At 71.7% G+C, this 12680-nt stretch carries 8 protein-coding genes; 2 read left to right on the top strand and 6 right to left on the bottom strand.

The genetic code is table 11. The annotated features are described in order from the left end of the window. Positions 1–177: 177 nt before the first annotated feature. Together ACFWVC_RS13490 and ACFWVC_RS13495 are read right to left on the bottom strand one after the other, a co-directional pair. Positions 178–4422 (bottom strand): discoidin domain-containing protein, encoded by a 4245-nt coding sequence (locus tag ACFWVC_RS13490; protein ID WP_384284076.1) that lies wholly within the window; start codon positions 4420–4422, stop codon positions 178–180. A gap of 405 nt (positions 4423–4827) precedes the next feature. After that, complete coding sequence (locus ACFWVC_RS13495; protein WP_384283742.1) at positions 4828–5991, bottom strand: AI-2E family transporter; 1164 nt, start codon at positions 5989–5991, stop codon at positions 4828–4830. Between the two features lie 311 nt (positions 5992–6302). Between ACFWVC_RS13495 and pip the strand changes: the two genes are divergently transcribed. After that, a complete protein-coding gene (pip, locus tag ACFWVC_RS13500; RefSeq protein WP_384283744.1) occupies positions 6303–7268 on the top strand; it encodes a prolyl aminopeptidase in 966 nt (321 codons plus the stop codon). 15 nt (positions 7269–7283) lie between these two features. On the opposite strand, the gene ACFWVC_RS13505 is transcribed toward pip, so the two are convergent. The 3 genes from ACFWVC_RS13505 to ACFWVC_RS13515 form a co-directional block, all read right to left on the bottom strand. Beyond that, entirely contained in the window at positions 7284–7970 is a 687-nt protein-coding gene (locus ACFWVC_RS13505; protein WP_384283746.1) for a hypothetical protein, read from the bottom strand. A gap of 570 nt (positions 7971–8540) precedes the next feature. After that, complete coding sequence (locus ACFWVC_RS13510) at positions 8541–9017, bottom strand: MarR family winged helix-turn-helix transcriptional regulator (protein WP_384283748.1); 477 nt, start codon at positions 9015–9017, stop codon at positions 8541–8543. A 96-nt stretch (positions 9018–9113) separates the two neighbouring features. Continuing rightward, positions 9114–10040: a LysR family transcriptional regulator gene (locus ACFWVC_RS13515; RefSeq protein WP_384283750.1), complete on the bottom strand. Its 927-nt coding sequence runs from the start codon at positions 10038–10040 to the stop codon at positions 9114–9116. A gap of 71 nt (positions 10041–10111) precedes the next feature. Between ACFWVC_RS13515 and ACFWVC_RS13520 the strand changes: the two genes are divergently transcribed. Next, the gene (locus ACFWVC_RS13520) at positions 10112–11260 is read left to right on the top strand and encodes a TDT family transporter (RefSeq protein ID WP_384283751.1); all 1149 of its coding nucleotides are present in this window, start codon (positions 10112–10114) and stop codon (positions 11258–11260) included. On the opposite strand, the gene ACFWVC_RS13525 is transcribed toward ACFWVC_RS13520, so the two are convergent. Continuing rightward, on the bottom strand, positions 11257–12627 hold the full coding sequence (locus ACFWVC_RS13525) for an FAD-binding oxidoreductase (RefSeq protein ID WP_384283753.1): 1371 nt from the start codon (positions 12625–12627) through the stop codon (positions 11257–11259). The two genes, ACFWVC_RS13520 and ACFWVC_RS13525, sit on opposite strands and share 4 nt — an antisense overlap. Positions 12628–12680 lie beyond the last annotated feature (53 nt).

Below are 12680 nucleotides of genomic sequence, written 5' to 3' on the forward strand. Positions count from 1 at the left end.
ACCACCCCGCCCGGGCCGGGCACACAACGGTGGGGGGCGCCCGCCGACCCCGCTGCCCCCCGGCCGGGTCGGCCCCGTTCACCCCGGGCCGCCCCGCCACACCCACGCCGGCCCCGCCGCCTTTTCGTGCGCCCTGCTCCCGGCCGGGGCTGCCCGGCCGGGGCTACCGGCTACCGGCTACGGGTTGCGGTTGATGGTGAACGTGGACGTGGTGTTCTTGATGTCCAGGAAGTTGTCGTTGAGCTGCAGGTTGTTGAAGGTGACCGAGCCGACCGCCGGACCCTGGCCGGCCTCCGGCATCTCGTTGGCCCACAGGCCGAAGCCGGACTTGGCGTCGAAGGCGTCACCGCTGCGGTGGGCGCCGGTGATGGTCACGTTGGTGAGGATCGTGTCCTTGATCGGGTTCTGCGGCTGCCCGCCGACGTAGTTGGTCTGGAACATGATGCCGCTGTACGTCGGGTCCACGATGTCCACGTCGCTGACGCGGATGCCCTGGAAGACCTTCGAGGCGGAGAAGAGCCAGATGCCCGGGAAGGTCTGACCGCCCCAGAAGTGTCCGCCGGCGCGGACGATGGAGACGTTCTGGATGTTGGTCGGGTCGGTCCCGAAGCCGTTCATCGGGTAGCCGAAGTCCAGGGAGCTGATCGTGACGCCCGAGTAGACCAGCGTGTCCGCGATGAGGATGTTGCGGAACGTGTTGGCGTAGCCGCCGTAGACCGCGATGCCCGCGGCACGCCAGGTCAGCAGGGACGTCAGGTTCTCGTAGAGGTTGTTCTTCTCGTCCGCACCGCCCGCGTCGATCGCGGAGAAGAGCGCGAAGCTGTCGTCACCCGTGGCACGGGCCTCGATGTTGTCGAGGTGGTTGTCCGTGCTGCCGTTGGTCATGTTGATGCCGTCGGCGAAGGTGTCGCGGATGCGGGAGTTGGTGATGGTGACGTTGTCGGTGTTGGCGCCCCAGTAGAGGCAGACCGTGTGCTCATTCCAGACGTTGTCGATGGTGATGTTGGCGACGTTGGCGAAGTCGAAGACCTTGCCGGGACCGTCGATGCGGGAGGTGTAGTTGCCGAAGAACGCGAAGCCCGAGAAGGACGAGCCGTTGGCCGTGGAGTCGGCGCGGAAGCCCGCGTCGGTGTTGGACTGGCTCGACGGGGTGCGGAAGCGGGTGTACCAGGGGCCGGCACCGATGATCTTGACGGCCTTGCCGTAGACCTGGAACTTGCTGGAGGTGTCGTAGTCGCCGGCCGGCAGGTAGACACCCTTGATCGTGCCGGTGGTGTCCATGCGCGCCTTGTCCAGGGCGTTCTGGACGTCCTGCTGGCTGAAGCCGGTGGGCGCGGTGTACGCCGCGGGGTCGGGGTTGGCGATCGGCGTGGCCTGCTCGGTGTTGATGAAGTCGATCGCGTAGTTGGTGTTGTTGGCGCCGTCCTTCTGGAGCTTGATCTTGGCCCCGGCCGGCACGTTGGTGCCGAGCAGCATGCTGGCCTCGTCGTAGATGTGGCGCTGGCCGCCGTCGCCGGGGCTGTTGCCCGGGGCGGTCTCGTTGCCGTACAGCCACGCGTACTTGGAGGTCAGGTCGATGGCCTTGAGGAAGGTGCCGTTGACGTAGACGTTGAGCGTGGAGTCGATGCCCCCGCCGCCCGCCGAGTCCGGGATGGAGTAGCGCACGACCAGGGTGTTGGTGCTCGCCTTGGTGGTGAACTCCACCGAGCTGCCGGTGCTGTTCAGCGTGACGGCCTTGCGGCCGGACGCCTCGCCCGCGAGGTCGCCGACGGTGCGGTTCGGGCCGACGACCTGCGCGCCGCCGCCCAGGACGCCGTCCTCGGCCTCGTACATGTCGTACGGCATGTTGGCGCCGCGCCCGACGAACAGGGACTGGGTGCTGGTGTTGTTCTGCTGCTTGACCGCCAGCTCGTTGGCGTCGGCGGCGATCACCGTCTTGACGGTGTACTTGCCGTTGACCGCCGTCCAGGTGCCCAGGTTGACGGGGCTGCCGGTGCTGCCCGCGGCTATGGCGCCGCTGTAGGAACCGGTGAGCGTCTTCACGACACTGCCGGAGGCGGTGTCGGTGACCGTGACCGTGATCCCGTGGGCGCCGCCCGCGGAGGCCACGGTGCCCTGGTTCTTGATCGCGACCGAGAAGGTGACGGTGTTGCCCTTGCCCGGGTTGCCCGGCGTCCAGCTGGACGGCGCGGCGACCAGGTCCGAGCTGTCGACCGGCTTGACGACCAGCGGACTCGGGTTGCTGTAGGCGTTGTTGGTGTCGTTCTGCTCGATGACGGTGTTCGACTCGTCGACCTTCGCGCTCAGCGGGTAGCTGCCCGCGTCACGGGTGCCGATGTTCGCCGTCACCGTGGTCGAGGCGCCGGCGGCCAGCGCGCCGACCGCGGCGGTGCCGACCTTGGTGGTGCCCAGGTAGAAGTTGACGTTCGTGGCGCCCGAGGCCAGCTCGCCGATGTTGCGGACGGTGGCGGAGAGCGTGACCGCGTCGGTCTCGACCGGCGCGCTCGGGGACACGGACATGGCGGAGACCGTCAGGTCCGGGTTCGGCGCCGGGGTGCCGATCACCTGGAACTCGGCGACCTGCCCGCCGCCCGCACCGCTGTTGGCGGTGAACGTCAGCCGAACGTCGGCGACGCGCGCGCTGACCGGGATCGTCACCGTGTTGCCGGAGGCCGGGTTGAACGTGTAGTCCGCCGCGGCCTTGAGGCTGGTGAAGCCGCTCGCGCCCTGCTCCCGGCCGAGCACCTGGATGTTCTGGGTGCGGGTGCCCCAGGCGCCGTCGGGGTTGAGCTTGAGGACCAGCGAGGTCACGTCGGCGTTGGCGCCGAGGGAGACGGTCAGGGTGTTGGGGTAACTGCCGCCCGCGCCCTCCCAGTACGTGGTCACGCTGTTGTCGTTGGCGTTGGTCGCGACGAAGCTCTGGGTGGTGGAGGAGGCCGTGATCGGCTTGCCGACGGCCATGTTCGAACCGGGGCCGGTGGTGGAGCCGTTGCGGATGACGGTGGCGCTCGCGACGCTGCGGTTGCCCGCGGCGTCCTTGGCCTTGATGTAGTAGGCGACGGTCGCCGAGTCCGGCTGGGTGTCGGTGTACGTCAGCGTGCTGCCGGAGACCGTGGTGCGCAGCTGGTCGTTGGCGTAGACCTCGTAGCCGGTGACGCCCACGTTGTCCGACGAGGCGGTCCAGGTCAGCTTGATCTGGCCGGACGCGGGCTGGGTGTAGGCGAGGTTGCCGGGCTGCGAGGGCGCCTGCGTGTCGCCGCCGGTGTCGCCGGTGCGGGTGACGGTGTTGCTGTTGCCCGACTGGTTGCCCGCCGCGTCCTTGGCCCGTACCGAGTACGTGACCGTGGCGGTGTCGGGCTGGTTGTCGGTGAAGGTCGTCACGTTGCCGGCGACGCTCGTGCGCAGCGTGCCGTTGGCGTACACGTCGTAGCCGGTGACGCCGACGTTGTCGGTGGACGCGTTCCAGGTCAGCCGGATCTGGCCGGACGCGGGCTGCGTGTACGCCAGCCCGGTGGGCGCGGACGGCGCGATGGTGTCACCGGTGGCGGGGCCGTAGATCTCCAGCTCGGAGACCTGGGCGGCGATCCAGCCGGTGTTGGCCGTGACGTTGACCCGCACGTAACGCACGGTCGCCGCGGTCAGGTTGATCGTGACCGTGTTGTTGTTCCCGGGGGTGAACGCGTAGTCGTGGGACGCCACCAGGTCGCTGAAGTTCGACCCGTCCGTGCTGCCGCGCAGCGACAGCGTCTGCGTCCGCGCCTCCCAGGTCGGCGGCAGCTTCAGCACGACCTTGCTGACGCCCACCGAGGAGCCGAGGTCGGCCTGGAGCCACTGCGGGAAGGCGTTGTTGGGGCTCTCCCAGTACGAGGCCTGGTTGCCGTCGTTGGCGTTGGCCGGGCTGTAGGGGGCGTTGCTCCCGCTTGCGGTCAGCGTGCGGCCCAGGGCCAGGTTGTCCGACGAGGTGGCGGCACCGTGCACCTCGAGCTCGGAGACCTGGGCGGCGGACCAGCCGGTGTTGGCGGTGATGTTCAGCCGCACGTACCGGGTCGTGACGGAGGAGAAGCCGATCGTCACGGTGTTGCCCGACCCGGGCGCGAAGGTGTGCGCCGCCGAGCCGGAGAGGGTCGAGAAGGTGTTGCCGTCCGTGCTGCCCTGAACAGCGAACGTCTCGTCGCGCGCGCCCCACGGGGCGGGCAGCTTCACGACCACCTCGTCGATGTTCGTACCGCTGCCCAGGTCGACCTGGACCCATTGCGGTAAGGCGCTGCCCGCGCTCTGCCAGTACGTGTCCTGGCTGCCGTCGGTGATGTTCGCGACCCCGTACTCGGCGTGCGAACTGCTCGCGGTGGCCGGTCTGCCCGCCGCGAGGTTCGGCCCCCCGGCGGCCGAGGCGGGCGGCGCGGACAGGCCGAGCACGACCATGCCTGCCGCGATCACCCCCGCCACCAGCCGCTGGATCATGTGCTTCCTTCGCATGTCGTCCCTGTGCCTCTCGTGTATCGGTGACCGAGAAGTTGCGTTGATCGCTCATGAAATTGCGTTAACCGTGGCGATAGTTGCAGAGCCGATTGCGGGCGTCCATGGCTACGACCGGGCCTTTTGATATGCACGCGACAGGCTTGCGCTGCTGTGTCGTGCACCCGACACGTACTTGCGCGTGCACGTAAGATTTTGCGCAATTCGCAATTGCTCTTGCCTGCGGAGGTCGCCTTTACTACGCTCTCCGCCCCTCCGGCACCGCCTCGTCCAGGTGTTCGGACGCCGCCCCTCCGGATCCGCGGGGCACCTTCCGGCCGCGGCGCGGCCCCGGCGGCACGCGCGGGCGGGCTACGCCCGCTGGGCTCTGGCGGCGCGCAGCGCCTGACGGACGGACCAGAGCACGGAGACGAGAGGGACGGCGACGACCGCGCCGATGACGCCCGCGGCGATGGCACCGCCGATCACGCTGAGCGCGACCACGACGGGGTGGAGCCGGACGGCCCAGCTCATGACGAGGGGGTGCAGGACATGGCCCTCGATCTGGCCGATGACGACGATGAGGGCGACGACGACGAGCGCGATCAGCGGGCCCTGGGAGGCCAGGGCGACGACGGCGGCCACGGCGAGCGCGATGGGGGAGCCGATCAGCGGCACGAAGGCGGCGAAGAACTCCAGCAGCGCCAGCGGAAGCGCGAGCGGCACGCCGAGCGCGTAGAGGGCGAGCCCGACGAGGATGGCGTTGGTGGCGGCCACGAGCACGATGCCGTGCGTGTACCCGGTGAAGGTGCGCCATGCCGCCGTGCCGCCGACCGCCACCCGGTCCCGCACCGACAACGGCAACTGCCGGCAGAACCACTTCCACTGACGGTCGCCCGAGTGCAGGAAGAAGACCGAGCAGAACAGGGCGAGCGCGAAGACGGTGAGGACCTCGACGAGCCGTCCGGCGCCGCTGAGCGCGGTGCTGATGAGTGTCGAGCGGTGGCTGGACAGCCAGTCGCCGATCTTGGACTGCAGATCCGTCAGGGCCCTCGGGTCGAGCCGGAACGGCGGTGACTCCAGCCAGCGCTCGATTCTGGACAGCCCGGCCCCGAACTCCTTCTGCAGGCCCTCCTGTTCCTGGGCGACCGCCTCGCCGACCAGTGCCAGTACACCCATCACCAGGATGATGCTGCCGAGCAGCGACACCGCGACCGCGAGCGGCCGCGGGATCCACCGCGCCAGCAGGTTCGCCACCGGCCGGAGCATCGCCGTGCCGACCAGCCCGAGGAAGACGGCCACCGCGATCTCGTGGAAACGTCCCAGGACGGAGAAGATCCCCCAGACGACCACGCCGACGACGATGAGCCGCCAGCTGTAGGCGGCCGCCGTGTTGAGCGCGGGGAGCACCCGGGGCACGGTGCTCTGGGGAGTCCGGCCGGCCGCCGCGCGGCGGCCCGTGCGGATGCGGTCCCGGCGTCCTCCCTGCGGCGTGCCCGGGTGCGGGCCGCCCTGCGTGTGCGCTCGCCTGGGCATGGGCCCGCCACCACCTCCCGTACGCCTGGCACGTACCACCGCCCCCGGCCCCTGCAACGCGCCACCGGCGGCATTCGCCCGAAGGCACCCATCGCCGCCGGCTCGGGTGCCGGCTACGGGGAAGGGAAGACGTAGCAGCCGTTGCCGTCCGTGCCCGCGCCGGGGACGTCGTTGCGGACCTCGTGGTAGGCGGGGTGGTTCGGGACGGCTTGGCCGGCACCGCGGAGGGCGCGCGGAAGCGCATGGCGTCTCCCGGGGCGCGCCCAGTAGCCTCACCGCGTCCATTCCGCACCACGCAGGGGGAGACCGCCGTGGCATCGCCGTACAGCCGTTCCGAACCGTACGCACAGGGTCTGCTCGACGTCGGTGACGGCCAGCTGATCCACTGGGAGGTCAGCGGCAACCCGGAGGGCAAGCCCGTGGTGTGCGTGCACGGCGGCCCGGGATCCGGCGGCTCCCGGGGTTCCCGCAAGGGCTTCGACCCCGAGCTCTACCGGGTCGTGATGTTCGACCAGAGGGGCTGCGGGGAGAGCTTGCCGCACGCCTCCGACCCCGGTGTGAGCCTCGCCGAGAACACCACCGAACACCTGATCGCCGACATGGAGCGGCTGCGCGAGCACCTGGGCATCGAGCGCTGGATGCTCTACGGCGGCTCGTGGGGGTCGACCCTGATCCTCGCGTACGCCGAGCGCCACCCCGAGCGGGTCACCGAGATCGTCATCGTCGGGGTCACGACGACCCGGCCCGAGGAGACGGACTGGCTCTACCGCGGCGTCGGCCGCCTGGTGCCCGGCCCCTGGGAGGCCTTCCGCGACGCGCTGCCGCCCGAGGACCGCGACGGCGACCTGGTCGCCGCCTACAGCCGGCTGCTGAACAGCACGGACGAGGCCGTCCGCGCCAAGGCGGCGCGGGACTGGTGCACCTGGGAGGACGCGGTGATCGCCCACGAGAGCCTCGGGAAGCCCGGTGCCTACAGCGACCGCGCGGACGACGCGCTGATCGCCTTCGCGCGGATCTGCGCGCACTACTTCTCGCACGACGCCTGGCTGGAGGACGGGCAGCTGCTGCGTGACGCCCACCGGCTGGCGGGCATCCCGGCGGTGCTGATCCACGGGAGGCTCGACCTCGGCAGCCCGCTGACGACCGCATGGGAGCTGGCCAAGGTGTGGCCGGACGCGGAGCTGCAGGTCATCGACGACTCGGGGCACACCGGCAGCCCCGCGATGGGGCAGGCCGTGCAGCGCGCCATCGAGCGCTTCTCGGGGCGCGGGAGATGACCCGCGCCCCTGGTGTCACCCCGTTGTGCCGTCCTGCCACCACTGGCCGGGGTCCGACGCGGCGGGGGTCGACGTGTCCTCGGACGGCGTGTCGGTGTCCGTGGACGTGGGTGCCGGCGTCGGCGCGTCCGTGGGATCGGGGCTCGTCGGCGGGGTGCTGGGAGCCGGCTGGCTGGGCGTGGGCGGGGTCGCCGGGGGCGTGTGCGACGGGTGGGTGACCACCGGTGCCGGGGTGCCGGCGGGGTGCGTCGGGTGGGTCGTGTGCGGCGCGCTCGGGGCCGGGGTGTGCGGGGGCGCGGCGGCGTTCCTGGTGGGCTTGGCCGGCTTGTGCGTGGTCTTCACGGGGGTGGACGCCGAGGCCTTCGGGGACGGCGTCGCGGACGGCGACCCGTGCGCGGGCTTGTGGCTCTTGCCGGTGCCGCTCTTCTTCCCGGACGCGGTCTTCTCGCCGTGGACCGCCGAGTCGAGGCCCTTGCCGGAAGCGGCGTCGGGGCTGGGGGCGCTCGTGTCGGAAGCGGGCGCCGGCGAAGCGACGGCGGGCCGGGAGTTGCCTGCGGCCTCCGCGGGCTCCTGGAAGGACTGCTGGAGTGCCAAGGCGGTGCCGCCGAGCGCGGCCGCCGCTGCGACGCCCGCCGCCGTCACCTTCCACCGCAGGGACCGACCGCGGCGGTGCTTTGCCTGGTTGCTGCGTGGGGAAGCCATGGGAGGACAAGGACCCTTTCGAACGTGCCCCCCGCCCGAATGCGATGCCCCGTTGCCGCCTGAGCGACCGGGGCCGGATACGTCTGGACTCTGCGACAGCGGGCGCGGACAGCGCAAGGCCCTCGGGTCGGCGTCCGGTGGCCCTACCAGGCGCGATTCGGCGAAGTCGCAGGTCAGGGTGGTGATCGTCATGTCGGACGGTGTGGTGTGAAGTGCCCCACGCCGCCCGCCGTGGGCGTTTGGCCCCGAGGTGCCGTTTATTCCGTTCCCGGGAAGCATCCGGCTGAGGTCATGGTCACACGGCCTTAATCATTGAGATCGATCAACCGTCGTGTACGTTCAATTCCGCCCCGGACTTGTGAGGACGGGGTGATGGCCCTGCGCTCTGTGAGGGAGGCGCAGGAGGCCGCGCCCGTGGGGACGGTAAGTGCGGCTGACAGGACACGGCTGTCGCCCTGTCCGCCAGGGCGGGTGCCCGTCATCGCGCGTGGGGACGCTCGGACGTGACGGTCACCCGCCCTTCGCGCACCCGCACTCCGCGTTCCCGCCGAGCGCCATACTGCCCGGAGCTCAGCCCTCGTCGCAGGGGTTGTCGGCCGGGGAGGTCCTGACCCGGGCCAGGAGGCCGCGCAGCGTGGTGATCTCCTCGGGGGCGAGATCGGCGAAGAGTTCGTGCTCCACCTCTTGGAGAGCCTTCTCGACCCGGGTCAGCGTGTCGGTGCCCGCCTCGGTGATGGCGACGATGTGCCGCCGGCGGTCGGCCGGGTCGCGGCGGCGCTCGACGAGATGGCCGGACTCGAGGTCGTTGAGGATGCCGACCATGATGCTGGGGTCGACACCCAGTTCACCGGCGAGCGCCTGCTGGCTCATGTCGCCCGACCTGCCGAGCAGCATCAGCGTGCTGCCTTGACGGGGTGCCAGTCCGCAGACGGCGAAAGCGTGGTGCAGGCGGCCTCTGACGACGGCTCCGTGACGGGCCAACAGGAAGCAGAGCCGGTCCAGCGGATCGGATTCGGGATCCCGGGTCGCGTTCTCTTCGGCTGTCACGTCGGTCACCGTATCAAGCGGGAAACCATCCGTGGGCACGGATCGTTGCCGCCCCTCAATCATAGGCCGCGATGGTGTGCCCTGGCGGTCGCGGGCTCAGGCGACGGCCGGCGGCCCGCCGTGCAGGGCGATCGCCGCCAGCTCGCCGGCCGCGCCGGCCGGCGGGCTGGTGCGGGGGTGGACCAGGCGCAGGGCGCGTGTGAGATCGAGGTCACGCACGGGGACGGCGACCACGGTGCCGTTGGCGATCTCGGCGGCGAGTGCGAGCGAGCTGAGGACCGCGGGGGCGACCCCGTCGGCGACGGCGGTCTTGATGGCGGTCGTCGACGGGAGTTCGAGCAGGGGCGCGCCGAGGGGCACCGCGCCCACCCCGTGGAGGGCCCGTTCCAGATAGCGCCGGGTGCCGGAGCCGCGCTCACGGCTGACCAGCGGCGTGGCGGCCAGTTCGCCGGCGGTGATCCCCGAGCGGCGCCGGGCCCAGGGGTGGGCCGGGGCCACGATCACCGTGAGCTCGTCGCGTCCCACGGTGCGGGCGGTCAGTCCGCGCGGGACGTCGGGCGCCTCCACGAAACCGAGGTGGGCCCTGCCCTCCAGCACGGCGGCGCCGACCTCGTCGGAGTTGCCCGCGGTCAGGGCGACCGAGGTCTGCGGCGCGCGGGCCCGCAGCACCGCCAGCCACTGGGGGAGGAGGTATTCGGCCACCGTCATGCTGGCCGCCACCTGCAGCCGGCTCTCCGTGGTGCCCAGTAGGGAGGTCACGCCCGCGTCCAGCGAGGCCGCCGCGTCGACCGCGGTGCGTGCCCAGTCGGCGACCAGCGCGCCCTGCTCGGTGAGGCGCGAACCACGCGGAGACCGCTCCAGCAGTTGCAGCCCGAGCCGGCGCTCCAGATGACGGAGCCGGGAACTCGCGGAGGGCTGGCTGACGCCGTGCGCCCGGGCGGCCGCGCCCACGCTGCCCAGGCGGGCGACGGACAGCAGCAGGTCGTACGCCGCCAGGTCGCTCACGCGCTCGGGTAGGGGCATAGGCCCAGTCTATGACCCCATCGCGGAATGATCCCTACCGCGGTCCTCGCCGGCGACGGGAGGCTGAGGTCATGCACACCTCGCTCACCGCCCCGCCCAGGACCGGCGCCCACCCGCGCACCGGTCTGCTGCGGGAGCTGGACCACCCCTCCCAGCTCTTCCGCGACCTCGGCCCCAATTGGTACGCCTCCGTCATGGGCACCGGCATCGTCGCCGTCGCGGCGGCCGGCCTCCCCGTGCACATTCCCGGGCTGCGGACGTTCGCCACCGTCGTATGGGCCCTGGCCGCCGGCTGGCTCGTCGTGCTCACCGCCGCCTGGTCCGTGCACTGGACGCGGCACCCCGAGCGCGGCCGGGCGCACGCCGGGAACCCGGTCATGGCGCATTTCTGGGGCGCTCCCGCGATGGCCCTGATGACGGTCGGTGTCGGCACCCTGACGCTGGGTTCCGCGTGGATCGGGGAGCGCCCGGCGCTCGTCGTGGACGCGGTGCTCTGGTCGGCGGGCACCCTGCTCGGGCTGGTGACCTGGGTGTGGATCCCGTACCGCGCCATGACCGACCACCGTGTCACCGAGGACGCGGCCTTCGGCGGCTGGCTGATGCCCGTCGTGCCGCCGATGGTGTCGGCCGCCACCGGCGCGGCCCTGATACCGCACCTCGCGCCCGGGCAGGGACGGCTCACGCTGCTGCTGGCGTGCTACGCGATGTTCGGCATGAGCCTGATCGCGAGCCTGGTGATCATCACCCAGGTGTGGAGCCGGCTCGTGCACCACAAGACGGGTCCGGCCGCGATGGTGCCGACGCTCTGGATCGTGCTGGGGCCGCTGGGCCAGTCGGTCACCGCCGCCAATCTGCTCGGCGGGGTGGCGCCCTCGGTACTGCCGCGCCCCTACGCCACCGGCGCCGAGGTGTTCGGGCTCCTGTACGGCGTGCCCGTCTGGGGCTTCGCGATGATGTGGCTCGCGCTGGCGGCGGCGCTCACGGTGCGCACCGCGCGCCACGGCCTGCCCTTCTCCCTGACCTGGTGGAGCTTCACCTTCCCGGTCGGCACCTGTGTCACCGGCACCAGCGCGCTGGCGCTGCGCCTGCACGCGACGGCCTTCCAGGGTGCCGCGGTCGTGCTCGGCGCCCTGCTGCTCGTCGCGTGGCTCACCGTCGCGGTGCGCACGGCGCGGGCGGCGGCCCGGGGGAGCATCTTCCTTGCGGTGCCCGCGCGTTAGGGCTTGATGTTCTGGTTGAGGTGGAAGAGGTTGCCGGGGTCGTAGGCCCTCTTCACCTCCACCAGGCGGTCGTAGTTGCCGCGGTAGTTGGCCCGGATGCGGCTCTGGTCGTCGCCGGCCATGAAGTTGACGTAGCCGCCCTCCTGCGAGTGCGGCGCGATCGCGTCGTAGTAGCCGCGCACCCAGGCGGTGTTGGCGTCGTTGGCCGTGGCGTCGGGCCACATCCCGGCGATGACGGCGGCGAAGGAGGCGTCGCGGTAGGCGAAGGCGGTCGCGTCCGGAGCCACGCGGTGGCACGCGCCGTCGATCGGGTAGATGTGGACGGTCGAGTTGACCGCGGGCAGCCCCGGCGCGTGGGCGACGTGGGCGGCGATGGCCTTGTCGGTCAGTTCGGTGGCGAACGCGGCCTTCCAGTAGTGCTGGAGGCCCGGCGGAGTGAGCGCGTCGAAGAGGCCGTTCATCGCCGGATAGGGCATCGGGCCGACGTGCTCGGCGACCACGGGTGCCGCCTCGTGGAAGGGCCGCAGGGCGCGCTCGCCCTCCTCGGGCGGTCCCGCCCAGCACGCCACGACGGCGACGAACAGGTCCCCGTGCCGGTCCTCGGGGATGAACGGCAGCGGCGGGGCGATCTGGAACGCGGGGAAGGCGCCGAGCCGGTCGGGGGCGGCGGCGATGGCCTCCCGGTAGGCGCGCAGCACGGTGACCGCGTCGTCCATCTCGTAGAGCATCAGCCCGCCGTAGACGTCCGTCAGCGGTGCCAGCCGGAACCGGAACGAGGTCACCACCCCGAAGTTGCCGCCTCCGCCGCGCAGGGCCCAGAACAGGTCGTCGTGCTCCTTGCCGCTCGCGACGACCAGGTCGCCGTCGGCGGTCACGACGTCCGCGGAGACGAGGTTGTCGCAGCTCAGCCCGAGCCCCCGGCACAGGTACCCGATGCCCCCGCCGAGGGTCAGCCCGCCGACCCCGGTGGTGGAGATGATGCCGCCGGTCGTGGCGAGCCCGAAGGCGTGGGTCGCCGCGTCGAAGTCGCCCCAGGTGGCGCCGCCCTCGGCCTGTGCGGTCCGCGCCGCCGGGTCCACCCGCACCGCGCGCATGGCCGACAGGTCGGCGACGACACCGCCGTCACAGGTGCCGAAGCCGGGCACGCTGTGCCCGCCGCCGCGTACGGCCAGATCGACGCCGCTGTCCCGGGCGAAGTCCACGACGGCCCTGACGTCGCCCGTGTCGGCGCAGTGCACGACGGCCGAGGGACGCTTGTCGATCATGGCGTTGCGGACGGCGCGCGCCTGGTCGTAGCCGTCGCCGCCGGGGGTGACCACCGGGCCGCGGACGCGCTCGCGCAGCCGGTCGATCGAGGGGTTGCCCATGGCCCACGCTCCTCGTAGCGCTGAGGTCCCCCGCTGCCGCCGTCCCCCCCACG

It is taken from the genome of Streptomyces sp. NPDC058691 (assembly GCF_042714775.1).
In the GTDB taxonomy this organism is placed as follows: domain Bacteria; phylum Actinomycetota; class Actinomycetes; order Streptomycetales; family Streptomycetaceae; genus Actinacidiphila.

What these genes read in the sequence shown, in the direction of transcription:
- ACFWVC_RS13490 (WP_384284076.1), bottom strand. Translation starts at nt 4,422, where the DNA reads ATGGTCGTGCTCGGCCTGTCCGCGCCGCCCGCCTCGGCCGCCGGGGGG.
- ACFWVC_RS13495 (WP_384283742.1), bottom strand. Translation starts at nt 5,991, where the DNA reads ATGCCCAGGCGAGCGCACACGCAGGGCGGCCCGCACCCGGGCACGCCG.
- ACFWVC_RS13505 (WP_384283746.1), bottom strand. Translation starts at nt 7,970, where the DNA reads ATGGCTTCCCCACGCAGCAACCAGGCAAAGCACCGCCGCGGTCGGTCC.
- ACFWVC_RS13515 (WP_384283750.1), bottom strand. Translation starts at nt 10,040, where the DNA reads ATGCCCCTACCCGAGCGCGTGAGCGACCTGGCGGCGTACGACCTGCTG.
- ACFWVC_RS13520 (WP_384283751.1), top strand. Translation starts at nt 10,112, where the DNA reads ATGCACACCTCGCTCACCGCCCCGCCCAGGACCGGCGCCCACCCGCGC.
- ACFWVC_RS13525 (WP_384283753.1), bottom strand. Translation starts at nt 12,627, where the DNA reads ATGGGCAACCCCTCGATCGACCGGCTGCGCGAGCGCGTCCGCGGCCCG.